The sequence below is a fragment of the Parablautia muri genome (assembly GCF_009917485.1).
Classification (GTDB): domain Bacteria; phylum Bacillota; class Clostridia; order Lachnospirales; family Lachnospiraceae; genus Suilimivivens; species Suilimivivens muri.
Genome location: NZ_QZDT01000043.1, coordinates 1 through 13,483 on the forward strand (window position 1 = coordinate 1; position 13,483 = coordinate 13,483).

General features: G+C 42.1%; 20 protein-coding genes and 1 pseudogene. 20 read left to right on the forward strand and 1 reads right to left on the reverse strand.

Annotation, left to right across the window (positions count from 1 at the left end; all coding sequences use genetic code 11):
• A pseudogene (locus tag D5281_RS18575) lies at window positions 1–293 on the reverse strand (hypothetical protein); the annotation flags it as partial.
• A gap of 294 nt (window positions 294–587) precedes the next feature.
• Here D5281_RS18575 and D5281_RS25920 point away from each other — a divergent pair.
• From D5281_RS25920 to D5281_RS18665, 20 genes are all read left to right on the forward strand, one after another.
• Complete coding sequence (locus tag D5281_RS25920) at window positions 588–830, forward strand: hypothetical protein (RefSeq protein WP_277935454.1); 243 nt, start codon at window positions 588–590, stop codon at window positions 828–830.
• Between the two features lie 36 nt (window positions 831–866).
• Window positions 867–1,148 (forward strand): immunoglobulin domain-containing family protein, encoded by a 282-nt coding sequence (locus tag D5281_RS25925; RefSeq protein WP_277935455.1) that lies wholly within the window; start codon window positions 867–869, stop codon window positions 1,146–1,148.
• A gap of 36 nt (window positions 1,149–1,184) precedes the next feature.
• On the forward strand, window positions 1,185–1,514 hold the full coding sequence (locus tag D5281_RS25930) for a hypothetical protein (protein WP_277935456.1): 330 nt from the start codon (window positions 1,185–1,187) through the stop codon (window positions 1,512–1,514).
• Between the two features lie 88 nt (window positions 1,515–1,602).
• The gene (locus tag D5281_RS27220) at window positions 1,603–1,734 is read left to right on the forward strand and encodes a transposon-transfer assisting family protein (protein ID WP_160561575.1); all 132 of its coding nucleotides are present in this window, start codon (window positions 1,603–1,605) and stop codon (window positions 1,732–1,734) included.
• A gap of 150 nt (window positions 1,735–1,884) precedes the next feature.
• Window positions 1,885–2,115 (forward strand): hypothetical protein, encoded by a 231-nt coding sequence (locus D5281_RS18590; RefSeq protein WP_160561576.1) that lies wholly within the window; start codon window positions 1,885–1,887, stop codon window positions 2,113–2,115.
• Between the two features lie 205 nt (window positions 2,116–2,320).
• Entirely contained in the window at window positions 2,321–3,067 is a 747-nt protein-coding gene (locus D5281_RS18595; protein WP_160561577.1) for a LytR/AlgR family response regulator transcription factor, read from the forward strand.
• Window positions 3,064–4,416, forward strand: a complete 1,353-nt coding sequence (locus tag D5281_RS18600) for a sensor histidine kinase (protein ID WP_160561578.1) — start codon at window positions 3,064–3,066, stop codon at window positions 4,414–4,416. The genes D5281_RS18595 and D5281_RS18600 overlap by 4 nt, the downstream gene beginning before the upstream one ends.
• A gap of 226 nt (window positions 4,417–4,642) precedes the next feature.
• Complete coding sequence (locus D5281_RS18605) at window positions 4,643–5,020, forward strand: hypothetical protein (protein ID WP_160561579.1); 378 nt, start codon at window positions 4,643–4,645, stop codon at window positions 5,018–5,020.
• A gap of 215 nt (window positions 5,021–5,235) precedes the next feature.
• Complete coding sequence (locus D5281_RS18610) at window positions 5,236–5,880, forward strand: hypothetical protein (RefSeq protein WP_160561580.1); 645 nt, start codon at window positions 5,236–5,238, stop codon at window positions 5,878–5,880.
• A gap of 20 nt (window positions 5,881–5,900) precedes the next feature.
• On the forward strand, window positions 5,901–6,383 hold the full coding sequence (locus D5281_RS18615) for a hypothetical protein (protein ID WP_330585148.1): 483 nt from the start codon (window positions 5,901–5,903) through the stop codon (window positions 6,381–6,383).
• Complete coding sequence (locus D5281_RS18620; RefSeq protein WP_160561581.1) at window positions 6,380–6,655, forward strand: hypothetical protein; 276 nt, start codon at window positions 6,380–6,382, stop codon at window positions 6,653–6,655. Before D5281_RS18615 ends, D5281_RS18620 begins: the two co-directional genes overlap by 4 nt.
• Before the next feature lie 103 nt (window positions 6,656–6,758).
• Window positions 6,759–7,172, forward strand: a complete 414-nt coding sequence (locus tag D5281_RS18625) for an SMI1/KNR4 family protein (protein WP_330585151.1) — start codon at window positions 6,759–6,761, stop codon at window positions 7,170–7,172.
• Entirely contained in the window at window positions 7,173–7,418 is a 246-nt protein-coding gene (locus D5281_RS18630; RefSeq protein ID WP_160561583.1) for a hypothetical protein, read from the forward strand.
• 180 nt (window positions 7,419–7,598) lie between these two features.
• Window positions 7,599–8,048, forward strand: a complete 450-nt coding sequence (locus D5281_RS18635; RefSeq protein WP_160561584.1) for a hypothetical protein — start codon at window positions 7,599–7,601, stop codon at window positions 8,046–8,048.
• Window positions 8,008–8,583: an RNA polymerase sigma factor gene (locus D5281_RS18640; RefSeq protein WP_160561585.1), complete on the forward strand. Its 576-nt coding sequence runs from the start codon at window positions 8,008–8,010 to the stop codon at window positions 8,581–8,583. Before D5281_RS18635 ends, D5281_RS18640 begins: the two co-directional genes overlap by 41 nt.
• Entirely contained in the window at window positions 8,565–9,383 is an 819-nt protein-coding gene (locus D5281_RS18645) for a hypothetical protein (RefSeq protein WP_160561586.1), read from the forward strand. The genes D5281_RS18640 and D5281_RS18645 overlap by 19 nt, the downstream gene beginning before the upstream one ends.
• Before the next feature lie 17 nt (window positions 9,384–9,400).
• Complete coding sequence (locus tag D5281_RS18650; protein ID WP_160561587.1) at window positions 9,401–9,940, forward strand: hypothetical protein; 540 nt, start codon at window positions 9,401–9,403, stop codon at window positions 9,938–9,940.
• Window positions 9,941–10,153: 213 nt separating this feature from the next.
• A complete protein-coding gene (locus D5281_RS18655) occupies window positions 10,154–10,858 on the forward strand; it encodes a LytR/AlgR family response regulator transcription factor (RefSeq protein WP_160561588.1) in 705 nt (234 codons plus the stop codon).
• A 2-nt stretch (window positions 10,859–10,860) separates the two neighbouring features.
• Entirely contained in the window at window positions 10,861–12,138 is a 1,278-nt protein-coding gene (locus D5281_RS18660) for a sensor histidine kinase (RefSeq protein WP_160561589.1), read from the forward strand.
• 215 nt (window positions 12,139–12,353) lie between these two features.
• Window positions 12,354–13,475 carry a hypothetical protein gene (locus D5281_RS18665; RefSeq protein ID WP_160561590.1) on the forward strand — a complete coding sequence of 374 codons (1,122 nt, stop codon included), beginning with the start codon at window positions 12,354–12,356 and terminating at the stop codon, window positions 13,473–13,475.
• Window positions 13,476–13,483: the final 8 nt, after the last annotated feature.

The window sequence follows — 13,483 nt, forward strand, 5'->3', positions numbered from 1 at the left end:
ATCAGCGCCTTTTCACATACACAGTTTATCATCCGCGGTATGCACGCAGATATCTTATAGACTTCGTCCTCCGCACCGCTGGTAAAGATCTCTTTCCCTGCACCCGCATATGCCATATGGGATGCAGCATATTTTCCTGTTTCTGCACGGTCCAGCCTGCCCAGTACGATGTTCATGTCGATACGCTGCCTTATGGCCTCATAGGCATGGAGCCTGAGTTTCTGCTCCCATAATTCCGTCTGCCCTGCAAGCACCAGCGAGCCGGACAGGGCACTCTGGACGAAACTTGCCAAGTGTAATCAGGAAGAATTTGAAAAAAGCGGGACGAATGGAAAATGTATCAAGGCGAGGAAGCTGATGATCGCCCTGCCAGAAAGTTTTATCAGCCATGACCATGACTATCTGCTGAAAAAGATAGTAGACGAATTTAAGAAACGCTACGGCGTGGAGTGATTTGCTGCGCTCCACCACAATAAACGGAAAACAAACCTGCATATCCATATGATATTTGCGGAGAGGGAGCGGTTAGACCAGCCAATAGAAAAGACTGCCACCCGGAATATGTTTTATGACGAGCAGGGCGTCATGTGCGGACAAAGAAAGTCGGCAAAAATAATCCGAAAGCGGTGGAGATAAAGGCGGATAATGAAATCCGCATGGAATGGAACAGGACGGTTGACCGTGCAATCGTAAGCGGCGTATCCGAAGTGGAGATTTTGGAGTTAAAGAAAATGGAGATTACGGACAGGGTAAAGGAATCTGTGGAGCAGGACGGTAAAAAGCCGGAGTTGTTCAGGGATATTATCAGGGCGGCGATTGCCATGTTGTAGAAACTGATTGCAAAGGTTATTCGGAAAGTAATGGATATGGCGGAAAAGGTCATCAGCAAAGCTGATGATGCTGTAAGGGAAACATCAAAAGATATGGATGGTAAGATTCATGTAAAAGTTGATTCGGCAGTCCGATGGGAAAAGAAGATACAGTTTCCTTTATATACGGAGCGGAAATCAGATGCGCAGAATAAGGCGGGACAGCTTTGGCAAGAAAACACTGGGGAAATCAAAAAATCGGTTATTGAACAGATAAAGACAGAACAAAAAACTGTCCCTGCTGAAACAAAGCAGTCAGAAACAGAAAGACCGCCGTAGCCAAAGCCTTCCATACTTGCAGAAAAGTATTCCCGCATGAAAGAGATTGACGATAGGCTCAAAGAACAAAACAAAGCTATTTTCGAGCGAGAGAAAAAGCGGGATATGCTGAAAAAGAGGCTTTCCTCTATCGTGAATGAACATCATTTTGACTCTGTTCAGGCATTTTATAAGGAACTGAATGCGGCAAAGAAAGAGTATCTTGATTATCAGGCTGCCTGTGTGGAGTATGAACAAGCCTGTGGAGACAAAGTGCAGGACACCATGAGCGTCAGGGACAGGCTCAGGCAGAAAGAACAGGTGGTAAAGATAAGAGAAGCAGGCAGGGATGATCGGACAAGACATAAAGATAAAGGGGCGAGGTAGCAAAGGATGGGAAGATGGTATCCGGCATCTGCCCGGTAACTTCCATAGTGGAGCGAACAGGTGTGGGGCATAGAGGATATAGAGAACCTTGCCATATCTCAATGACCCGTATTTGGAGGCATTAGCCCATAAGATAATCAGAAAGTTACAGAACATGACCGATAAAGAATTTGAGCGACTTGCTTTCTGGTATATATCAGAAGTTACAAAAAGCCGATAAAGTAGAAAAGTCAGAACCTTTTTTGATGGATTATTGAGGGATGGAAAAGAGATTTTTGCAAAACTGTTCCTTCAGCATTTGAAATGTTGGACAGTATGTTAGAAAATAAGATAATATGTCAAAAGTTTTCTGCGCAGGAAAGGACTTATTATGGAAGATAAAACATTATATTTTATGCGTAAATTAATTGATGAAGATATCAATGGCTTTGATGATAAGAAATTTGAATTGGAACAAAAATATGCTGCGATGTTTGACCACGGAGTGCCAAGAGAGATGTTCCCGCCGGGCATATCTGAGGATGAAATCATGAAAGCTGTACAAAGCTGTGTTCAAAATCAAAAAGACGAATTGATGAAAATATTAGATGTAGAGGAATAGGAGGGTAAAACTCCATTTGCGAAACGAACAGAGTCCGTATTACGGTTTTTGCATGGATTTTTGCCTGTTACCGGAACGGAGCGAACAGCAAGCGGCAGTTTATTGAATGCTGGCTGGCTTTGCGCTATACTTTAGCAGGAACAATTCAGCCGATCAGATACATCGGTATGATTTGGTCAGCTGTTCATGAGGAGGCAACCCCAAAATGATAAACATAGCGATTGTGGACGATAATACTGCATTTTTGCAGGAAATGAAGCAGGATATAGAAGCCTGCAAAGAATTTACGGCAGATATGGCCTGCGGCACCTATTGCAGCGGCGATGATTTCCTTCAGTCAGGCTGCGGAGCCTGCCAGCTGGCCATCCTGGACATGCAGATGGCGGGAATGGGCGGATATGAGACGGCGCAGAAGCTGAGGGAAAAGAATGAGAATGTCGTGATTGCCTTTGTATCCGGGGTGGTTCTGCCGGAGCCGGAGCATTTCCGGGTACAGCCCTACCGCTACCTCTTAAAAAATTCGGACGCGGAGGAGAGAACGCGGGATATCGGGGAACTTCTGCTGGAAACGAAACGGCGCAGCCGCAGGGAAATGGCGGAGGTAGTCAGTGACGGGGAGGCGCGGCGTGTCCCTGTGGGAAGTATTCTTTACATTGAAAAGACAAAGAGGGGAAGCCGGCTCACCGTAGAAGCCGGCGTAGCGGGGGGCAAGAAGACGCTTCAGAGCAACGAGCGGCTGGAGGATTGGTACGCGCAGCTTTGCGCACAGGGCTTTGAGTACGCCCACAGCAGCTATATCGTGAATCTGAGAGCCGTCACAAAAATCATGCAGAACGAGCTGACCATGAGCAACGGGGACAGGCTGGGAATCAGCAGGACCTGCAGCAAAAAATTCCACCAGAGCTTTTCCATGTATTTCCATAAAAAGTATAAGAGAGGGGCGAAGGAATGATGGAAGCTGTCATGGGCGCTATATTGAAATTCGGCGCCACTCTGTTTGGGCATCTGGTTTTTTATGATTTTTTCAGGGATCAGCTAAAATTCAGGGTGCGGGACCGGAAGCTGCGTTTTTTGATCCTGCTGTTATGTGCGGCAGCCCTCAGGCTGGTCAATTCCTTTGACAGCAGGCTAATAAACCTGCTCTTTGGATTGCCGATTCTGTTGATGCCGGTTCTGTTGATTTTTAAGGACGACCATAGGAAAGAGGCATTTCTGCTCCTGATCGGCGGGGCGGTAGCATTGTTCTCAGAGCTTGTAATTGAGCTTTTCTTTGCCAAAATCCCGTTCTGGCAGCTGATCAGGGAAGAACTTCATTATACACGGGAAGCGGAAAAATATACGATGGGAACCCTTTCCTACATACTGTGCTGGTTTGTGCTGCATGGACTGAAAATCTGTTTCCTCGGCACACAGTATAAGATGCGGGAGCATTTTCCGCTGTCTTTTGTGATTCTGCCGTTTTCCACGGCGCTGATCTATCTTGGGATTGTCTTTGGAAACGATGGCGCCGTATGGGCGCAGTACAGTCTGAAATTCGGGCTTTTCATTCTGCCGCTGGCAAATGTACTGCTTTTTTACACCATCAACAAACTGTTTTTCGTCAGCGAGAAAAGCAGGGAACAGCAGCTTGCCAGGCAGCAGGCCGCGCTGCAGCAAAGGTACTATAAGCACCTGGAAGAAATCGATCTGGGACACAGGCGGTATGCCCATGACCTGAAAAATTGCATGGTTTCCATAGCCGCGCTGGCCGCAGACGGAGGAAACGAGGAGATATTAAGCCTGCTTGGGGATATGGAAGTGGAACTGGATACCCTGACCGGAAAGCGCTATACATCTAATCCTGTCCTGAACGCCATTCTCTGGGAAAAGTCCGTGCTGGCTGACAGACAGGGAGTCCGGATGGATATCGAGGCGGAGGAAAATCCCGGATGGGCATGTATTCCGGGGAAGGATCTGATCGTCATGGCAGGCAATCTTCTGGACAATGCCATTGAGGCGGCAAGGCAGTGCGCCCATGGCAGCGTCCATGCGGCGCTGCACGCGCAGGAGCATTTTCTGGTGATGGAGGTGGAAAATACATGTATCAACACACCTGCTGCCAATGGAAAAGTAAAACATATTCTGCTGGCTTCCACGAAGCCGGACGCCGAAAATCATGGTTTTGGGATTACAAACATGCGGGATACCGCGCAAAAATACGGAGGGCTGCTTTATATAGAACAGAACGGGAACCGTTTTACCGCGATACTTACCATCGCAAAATCCTGTCTTGACAGATACAATGGAACTGTAGAAAAATAACGAAAACAGTTCCGTGGACAGGATACACAGATATACAGCGATGCGAAATGACATGTGAGATGACAATGACCGCCCCGAAATGCCGATTTTGCCGATTTATGTGCCGATTTGGACGGGGCGCTTTTGCGTGGCAGTCTGGCAGTGCTATAATCAGACATATAGGTGCCCGGAGTCTCAAGGGAGATTCCGGGCGATTATGATTATGCAGATATGGAGGATTCAGGAAATGAATGAACAAAAGTTGGAAAAGCAGAGGCGGAATCTTGTGGACAGGGGCTTGCTATCGCCAGATGAAAAACTATATGGCTCAATTACGATCAATTATACGGAGAAGCTGGTCGGAAGAATCGAGACATGGAAGCGGGGCGGCGTGGCAATCTTTACGGACCGGCAGGTCATTCTCACCAAGGGATTTTCATGCGAATACATCCATATTCCTTACAGCTGTATTAAGGAACTGGGAAAATGCAATCAGGGATTTTTTCCGATAGGGATGGTGATTACTTATGAAAACAGGGAAAGCGGGGAAATCGTGACAGAAAAGATCTCGCTGGGGAAAAGAAAGAAATGGCTGCAGATCATATCGGAAAAAACAGGATTATAGCTTTCCAGTGGTAAGGAGCTGCAGATAGACGATTGGTCATGCACAACTGTTTTGCATGACCGGAAAACCGAAACGGAGGTTTATATATGATTTCTTTGGATTCTTCGATATGGAAAGAACTTGGCTCCGCCGGAAGCGATACGGATGAAATACTTCGTGATTTAATGGAAGGAAACGGAGATTTCCGTGAAAATATGTAAAGTCTGAGCGGGGATTTGAGCCATCAGGCCCGTTATTATGATGCGACAGCCTATATCCTTCCTCATTTGGCGGTTCTGTGTACAAAACTCCCTTTAGAAGATAAGGCATTTTTGATTACTGAGATTGGCCTTGCCATTGCCGCTGAAAGGGTATGGCCTCTCAAACCTGATACAGAAGCCTTTCGAGAATTTCAGGAAGGGTTGAGGGGGCTTCGCCGTGAAACAGAAAAATTGGTCACAAATCCGAACATCGCAGCAGTTTTGGGAAACAATCCAACGCAGAGAGAGCGCTTTGCCCTTTCTGCGCTTGCAATCCTTGGAAACCGGACGCATGCATATGGGACGTGGAATATGTTTGGCAATGAATGGGAATATTGCATCATCGCCTGCCTGTGCGGCTGGAAAGAGGAAGTTATCTCTTTTCGCACAGACAAGAATTATTTTTGCATAGAACCGGTTTCGATTGCTCCATGGGACGGCAAGTCCATAGAGGATGAGCCTGTGTGGTTTCAGGGCCTGCTTCACCGGATAGGAGATGAAGAAACGATCCGGTTTCTGCCTTTTGTATATGGAACGTGGGTCTGCCCCGACTGCGGAAAAAGAGCGGCTTACTGGGATTGGCTGGCGAAGTTCATTGGATATGGATGGTGCGGCGGATGATATGCTTTTAGGAGCGACAGATGATTCGTTTTCTGATGCGGGATTTTCAGGTATTTCAATCAGAATGGAGTGATATCATGGAAGAATTATTGGTTTATGCTATTTTGCTTTATGAGGGATTAGTAACAGAAAACGAGTACAATAAACGGCTTGACGAATTATTTCTCGCTACTCCTGAAAATGATGATTTGCTCTATTTGGAATGGGAAACAGACATCAGTAAAGCGATTATTTATGTAAGGACACATATTGACTACAAAAATCTTAACCTTGAACAGTTTGGGAGGATTTTGATGAGTAAATTAAAGGTAGTTTATAATAATTGTCCGGATATAAAATATTTTGCAAGTCAAATGTATCGCTTATGGGAAAGCCTTCCTGGAAATATTCAGAAGATAGAGCCGTTTTGGACTCTATGTTATGCCGATGACCCTTTATCATGGGGAGATGAAAAACAGACCAGAGACATATACGAGCATATGCTGAGTTACTATGAAGGATGATTCGGATCATAGAGTTTTATCAGGGAACACCGGATGCTGTCATGGAACGGTTATGCAGTACAATATCGAAAGCCTTTGAAATGATTCCTTTCCATGTTCGGTCTGCGGCTGGGCGTTTCATATGTATCAGCAAGGCTTTGCACATAGTATTACAGACATGGGTTCATGCAATTATGAGAAAAAAGACAATGAAGGCTGCAGGACATGTCCGCTTTATAGGGATACGATGGAAAACGATGGGTGTAAATAAAAATCATGATATAAAAAGATAGATAGTACATCAGATTGCAAAGCAATGAAAGGAGTTTTCAAATCATGTATAACAATCAAATTTTGCATACACATGGAAAGGCTGCGGAATAAGATTAAGCTTGCATCGAACAAAAATTTCATATGAAAATCTCAGCGGCGGTGAGGGAACACTATTTGACCTATAACGGGGGTTATCCGAAAAACTCCGTTTTCACAGACAAAACCGGAAATACATACAATGTTGGATGGTTTATTCCAATCAGCGGAAGAAAAGGGCGGTCTGTGGGAAAAATATTGACGCTTTTGAGAGAAGACGATGCAATCCCAGAATGGCTGATACCGTTTGCTGATGAAGCTGGGGGAAACCTCTTTTGCTTCAGTGTAAGAGAAGCAGATTGTGGTGCGATTTATTATTATAATCACGAGTTCGAATATGGCGAAAACCCGGAGGACCATGTGACCTATCTGGCAGAGTCGATTACAACATTTATCAATTCATTGGTTGAGGAAGAAAATGACGAGGACGGCGAAGCGTAAATGGACAGAGATGAACTTATCGAAAATCTGCGGACAAATCTCCTGTGGGAAACTGTGTGCGCTCATATTGAAAGCAGGAATGAAGCGGATGTTCTTTTGCAAAAGGCGGGCATGGAGAACGGTGTCGCTGACGAATGCGCAGAGATTCAAGACAGCGAGGATTTTTTCGTAACGGACGTTTGCAAAAGCGGCGGCAGGAAAGCTGGATATACCAAATCCGGCGGGCTATCCGTATGGTTTGTATGATTTTGCGGCTATGGGAAAAAAGGAACTGTTGTCTTTCATCGGCATTGTCAGCGTTTCTTCCATTACATACAGCGACATCGAACTGCTGGGTATGTTAGGCGAAAAAAATCGGTGAATGAATGGAGGCTTTTTTGGAGGAAGCAAAGTCAATCTGTTGGTTTGAAAACAACGGCAAGCCAAATGAAAAATATAGCTATGAAAAAAATCGGCGATGATGCTATTGATGATATTTTTGAATCTGTTTCCGCCGCGATCGGCGATACTGTTTGGGAAAAGTTCGGCGAATTTATCGTCAGACAGCACTTGGACGACCAACTTGCGGTTTGCAATGAGCTTTTTGACAGGATTAAGCGGGATATGGCGTGGGCGTGTGTGGAAAAAGTATTGGATACGCCTATTTTTTTTACCATGCTGGCAGAAATCTATAAGGAAGGGTATTTTCCGTGTTCATGGAACGGGGAATGTCCTTCCGGCCGCATACTTTTCTTTGATAAATTTCTTTTAAATATTTCAAAAAAGTGTAACCGACAAATATTTTTTCCCTCTATATGGATGAGAGGCTATCAATATGAAAAGAAAGGAGGTTCAAATGGAGGACTACGAGATAATTTGTCTGTTTTGGAAACGTGATGAAATGGCTATAAAACATACAGAAGTCAAGTATGGAGGAAAACTCTGTCTTTTAGCCATGAAGATATTGAACAGCCGGGAAGATACGGCGGAGTGTGTTAATGATACACTTCTAAAAACATGGAATACTATTCCACCACAGAAACCTACATACTTCTTTGCTTATATCGCAAAAATTTGTAGACATATTTGCTTTGGATTGTTAGATTGGAAAAATGCGCAAAAGCGCAATGCGAAAATCGTTGAATTAACCAGCGAAATGCAGTCATGTATTCCAGACTCATTATCCAACATAGACCGCGAAGTAGAAAGTAAAGAAATTGGACGCTTGCTGAATATTTTTCTTTCTGGTTTAGCACAGGAAAAACGTTTGATATTTATGCGGCGATATTGGTACACGGACTCTATTCATAGCATCTCTCAAAGATATGACATAAGCGAAAGTAAGGTAAAAACCACCCTTTTTCGCACAAGAAATGAATTAGAAATCTTTTTAAGAAAGGAGGGTATCACATTATGGACGGTAAAGACTTAATATATGGAATGGGCTTTGTTGATGAAAAGTTTGTGGAAGAAGCGGAATATGCCACACAGATAAGACGAACTTCTTTTCCGTGGAAATATTATTTTGTAGCAGCGTGTTTTGTTTGCGTTATTTCAGTGGCAATGCTGATACCAAACATATTTGACACACCTGTTGCCCCACCCGATTATGAAATAACTTTACCATATCAAACAGACCCGGCACCATATTACCCGGAGATACACCAAGTTAATGTGAGCCAAGTGCGTGTGAATGATGTGCAAAGTGTTTCAGAGGGAAGTTTTCTTTATGACCCGGAAGTACATGAAATTATTACATGGACTATGGACGAAATTACTGCATATTATGGGCGAAATCCTATCCCTGCATATATTCCGAATACATTGACAGCTTCCCCTTACAATGAAAGTGCAGCCGTCCTTGTTGATAAGTCCGGCGTTGCAGTGAATGACCTTATCTATTTTGATTTTTACCATGAATATGACAATAATGGAAATCCACTTTTAGATACGGAAAATGGAGCAAAAATTGGATTTTCAGTTGCTATTTCAAAAATTGGAATGACAGGTGATTGTGTCTATGTTGACACAAATAATCTTGAAACGACCTATATTGGTGATACCGCCGTTATTTTAGGCAGTATGAGTACTCCATATAAACGGTATACAGCCAAGTTCCAGTATGGGGGCACCCACTATTTGATAATCGCCGATCAAATGCAGTTGGAAGAAGTCGTAAAAGTGGTGGCATCTATCATTTATGAAAGTGACAATATATCAATTCTTAATTAACTTATGGAGGACGAAGAATGAAAAAATTGATTGTACTTTGTGGTGCAGTTATAATGTTTATGTCAGCGTTTATCGTTTGCGCTGATTATATCAGAAAGAGTGATGATGATTCTCAAATACCTGTTTCCGTGCAAAGTTATGATATTGGCGAGCCGATTGAGAGTACATCAGAGCAGGATAATGTTGGCATAAATCCCTCTGTTTCAAAACAGGATAACAATATGGATACGTCCGCTATTGAGAATGAACCGGAACAGAGGAATGACAATTATAGTATTCCCGTTTCCGAACAAAATGGTAATGCAGGAGAGCCTGTTTTTGAGAGCAAGCCGGAACAGAAACAGGATAATTCCAACATTCCTATTTCCGAACAAAATGATAATATGGGAGAGCCTATTATCGGCAGTAAATCGGAACAAAGCTATGACGACTCTAATAATCCTGTTTCTGAGCAGAATTATAGTGTAGGAGAGCCGGCTATTGAAAAGTGTTATGATAATCCCAACAATCCTGTTGCAACACAGAATTATAGTGTGGGTGAACCAAATAATGAGTAAATGTATCACCATCCTACAGGGCAGGAACACACTGGTGAAAGAGGATTGCGAGACGCAGTCCTTTTTTGATACAGAAATTTAGGAGGATATGATTATTCTTTTGCTCAATATCGTTTGACGCCGCTGTTTCCTGGCGATATAATCACAAGCAGCGTTAAATTTTAAGTGTGAAAGATATATTGTTTTAGCGTAAATAATATTACGAGGTGCAGTATGTATAACATTGGAATTTGTGATGATGGAGAGAATATTTGTACATCTATTGAAAATATGCTTTTGCAATATGCACAAGAAAAGGATATTCAAGTCGATACAAATATTTGGTATACAGGAGAAAGCTTAAGAGACTATCTGGCATCAGGCGGTTATCTGGACCTTCTTTTTCTGGATATAGAACTTTTTAAAATGACAGGTATTGAAGTCGGTGCTTATATCAGAAACCAATTGGATAATATGGGATTGCAAATCGTGTATATTTCGGGAAAAGCATCCTATGCACAGCAATTATTCAAAACACAGCCTTTGGATTTTCTGATTAAACCAATCTTGCAGGAGCATATTAATGAAGTTATGGGTATGGCGCTCAAAATTGCAAAAAAGAGAAATGAAAGGTTTGAATTTCAGCAGGGAAAAGATTACTATTATATTCCTATGGGAGATATTGTTTATCTCGAAAGCAAGGGACGTAAGGTAAAGGTTGTAACCATGAAAGCAGCATTTGAATTTTATGGCAAACTAAAAAATGTTGTGAAATGCCTGTCAGAGGATTTTATTGTGATACATCAGTCTTATATCATAAACAAAGAATATGTTTTCCGATACACCTATGAGATGGTGGAATTGGTAGATGGCACGATATTGACAATCAGTCTGGCAAATCGAAAACTTGTGAGAGACAAACTTTTAAGGGAGGAATAGATATGCTTGATTTTATGCTTTGCGCGCTGACCAATCTTTTTCGGATATTTCTGATTGGCAGATGTGCGTCAATCTTTTTGGGGATAGACGTAGACAAAAAGAAAAAACACATTGTCTATGGTTGCTTTTATGTTATAAATACTGTGTTATTTTGGGAATTTCATACAGTATGGATTAATATGATATGTAATCTGATGGGAATCAGTGCAATCGTGTGGTTGTATACGAAGTCTGTCAGGACAAATCTGTTTATAACCGGTACGATTTATTTGGTAAATTGCGGTTGTGATGTGGCAGCTACATCCTTATTTGTCAATTACCGGGATGGGGGAGCCTATAATCAGATTTATGCAGTCATATCGTTTTTTCTGATTTTCATGTGTGAGTTAGTGATAGAAAAAATGATTACAATTCATAAAGATGCAGAGGATGCTCAAAATATTTCGTTGGTGCTGATGCCCATATGCAGTATTATAGTCATTACTTTGTTGATTTATACTGATACTTGTACAGACATAGGGCTTACCATTGTGAGCATTGGTCTGTTGATTGCAAATTTTCTTATGCTGTATCTGTATAATTTATTGCTGCATTCTATTTCACAGCAATATGAGATGGAAATGCTGAAGACGCAGTTACAGGCATACGCAAACCAACTGAATGTTGTTCTGAGGGGAGAAGAAAAGATAAAAGCCTTACGGCATGATATAAAACACCATCTCAACGAATTGATGCTGTTGGCGAATAAACATGACGTAGCAGAAATACAGAAGTATATTGATGAGATGAGTTCATTTCTCAGGAATCCTAATGAGATTGTTGCATCTGGAAATCTGGAGATTGACAGCGTACTCAATTTTATGCTACAAAAGGCTGAGAAGGAACTGAAAACTGTGGATGTAAAAGTAATGCTGCCGGAAAAAGTCAGACATTCTTTTGATGTCAATGTCATTTTGGGAAACCTGCTTGAAAATGCGATTGAGGCAGCCGGCAAGACGGAAAATAAATATCTGAGCGTTCATATTAAATTGAAAAGAGGGATTCTAAAGGTAAAAATTGAGAATAGTTTTGAATCCGCCTGTATCTTGTGCGAGGAACAGAATAGAAAGGATACGATCTTTAAGACAACGAGGCCTTTTACGGAACAGCATGGAATCGGATTGAAAAATGTGAAGAAGATTGTGGAGAAGTATAATGGTACAATGGCAGTCACGGCACAGGAGGGCATATTCCGCATCAATCTGCTTCTGTATATGGCAAGAATGGAAAATGGGCTGTAAAGGCAAATAAAAATACTAAAAAATAATAGGAACAATAAGAGCATGGCTATATTCTGGTCATGCTCTTATCAATTTTTACAAAAATATATATTAATTATGACAAGAAACGGCACAGCGTTCATTTTTGTGATAAAGTCATTTTTTGGAACAAGGAAAAAGAGCTTTTCAGTCGAAAGAGTAGTAGGCAAAATAAGTCAAGATAAGTGGAGGTTAAGATGAAAAAGATTAAAAAAATGATAGAAATTGTAATAGGTATGGTGGTTCTTCTGGCATTATTAGGAGGATGCGCTCATACATCTCAAAGTGAAGAACAATCAAATATTGATTTTGAGAGTATGGATACAGACACTCAAGTTGTTGAATCACAGGACGAAACAAATGTTGATTCCAGAGAGGAACAGAACACAGCAGTTTTCATAGATGAAAAACTGGATGAAAATTTGTTCATCAGTGCAGAATTGAAAATGCCGGAAAATAACCTTTATGAATATGCTACGCAGTTAAAAAGATTTGACTATGATAAAGTGCAGGAAGCAATAGGGCAAAATGCGGAAGGAACCCTTGTTGTTGATGATGGGAGCAACGAATTTACGGGAGGAACGCTTACCTATCAAAGAAATGATATTGCAAACCATTTGGACACCTATTGTTCCTATGCGGGAGAGATGGGGCTGGCAGATGACAGGGATTTATCTTTCATGTCCCAGGCGGATGCTGTTGCAAGGATACAAAACATGATAGGAATGTTTGGCGTGGGTGGAGAGCTGGAAGCTCTTGATGTGGTTGCTATGGATTCAGTGGATTTTGAGAACGTGAAAAAGGCAATTATGGAAGATAGCGACTATCAGTTTTTGTCAGCAAAGGGATATGGAAGCGATACATTTGAACAAGATATGGAAGTATACAGAATCATTTTTCGAATGAATGTAAATGGGATTCCCGTATACCGAAATGAGCCAAATTTGAGACAAACGAGCGAGAGATTTCTAGCTTATCCGGCTACTGTAACGGTGTTGTTATCAAATAATGGGATTGAAATGATAAGTATGATGGGAATGTTTGAGCCTTATGAGGAACATCAGAAGGAAGCGGCTATTATAGATGAAGATGGTATCAAAGAAGCAATTATGAAAAAATTTGGCGATATGATTTTGACAAGCGAGTATAAGGCAAAAAATATCTGGATGGAGTATTTCCCACTTCTGAGGGAGGATTCCTTTACGGAGATGGATTTGATTCCGGTATGGTGCGTTGACTTGGAAGTAGATGGACAATCGGTTGAAGACAGCAGATATTCAATTCGGTTTAATGCAATCACAGGAGAGGAAATTTCGTGAGCAGAGTA

What these genes read in the sequence shown, in the direction of transcription:
- D5281_RS25925 (WP_277935455.1), top strand. Translation starts at nt 867, where the DNA reads ATGGCGGAAAAGGTCATCAGCAAAGCTGATGATGCTGTAAGGGAAACA.
- D5281_RS25930 (WP_277935456.1), top strand. Translation starts at nt 1,185, where the DNA reads ATGAAAGAGATTGACGATAGGCTCAAAGAACAAAACAAAGCTATTTTC.
- D5281_RS18590 (WP_160561576.1), top strand. Translation starts at nt 1,885, where the DNA reads ATGGAAGATAAAACATTATATTTTATGCGTAAATTAATTGATGAAGAT.
- D5281_RS18595 (WP_160561577.1), top strand. Translation starts at nt 2,321, where the DNA reads ATGATAAACATAGCGATTGTGGACGATAATACTGCATTTTTGCAGGAA.
- D5281_RS18600 (WP_160561578.1), top strand. Translation starts at nt 3,064, where the DNA reads ATGATGGAAGCTGTCATGGGCGCTATATTGAAATTCGGCGCCACTCTG.
- D5281_RS18605 (WP_160561579.1), top strand. Translation starts at nt 4,643, where the DNA reads ATGAATGAACAAAAGTTGGAAAAGCAGAGGCGGAATCTTGTGGACAGG.
- D5281_RS18615 (WP_330585148.1), top strand. Translation starts at nt 5,901, where the DNA reads ATGATTCGTTTTCTGATGCGGGATTTTCAGGTATTTCAATCAGAATGG.
- D5281_RS18620 (WP_160561581.1), top strand. Translation starts at nt 6,380, where the DNA reads ATGATTCGGATCATAGAGTTTTATCAGGGAACACCGGATGCTGTCATG.
- D5281_RS18630 (WP_160561583.1), top strand. Translation starts at nt 7,173, where the DNA reads ATGGACAGAGATGAACTTATCGAAAATCTGCGGACAAATCTCCTGTGG.
- D5281_RS18635 (WP_160561584.1), top strand. Translation starts at nt 7,599, where the DNA reads ATGAAAAATATAGCTATGAAAAAAATCGGCGATGATGCTATTGATGAT.
- D5281_RS18640 (WP_160561585.1), top strand. Translation starts at nt 8,008, where the DNA reads ATGGAGGACTACGAGATAATTTGTCTGTTTTGGAAACGTGATGAAATG.
- D5281_RS18645 (WP_160561586.1), top strand. Translation starts at nt 8,565, where the DNA reads ATGGACGGTAAAGACTTAATATATGGAATGGGCTTTGTTGATGAAAAG.
- D5281_RS18650 (WP_160561587.1), top strand. Translation starts at nt 9,401, where the DNA reads ATGAAAAAATTGATTGTACTTTGTGGTGCAGTTATAATGTTTATGTCA.
- D5281_RS18655 (WP_160561588.1), top strand. Translation starts at nt 10,154, where the DNA reads ATGTATAACATTGGAATTTGTGATGATGGAGAGAATATTTGTACATCT.
- D5281_RS18660 (WP_160561589.1), top strand. Translation starts at nt 10,861, where the DNA reads ATGCTTGATTTTATGCTTTGCGCGCTGACCAATCTTTTTCGGATATTT.
- D5281_RS18665 (WP_160561590.1), top strand. Translation starts at nt 12,354, where the DNA reads ATGAAAAAGATTAAAAAAATGATAGAAATTGTAATAGGTATGGTGGTT.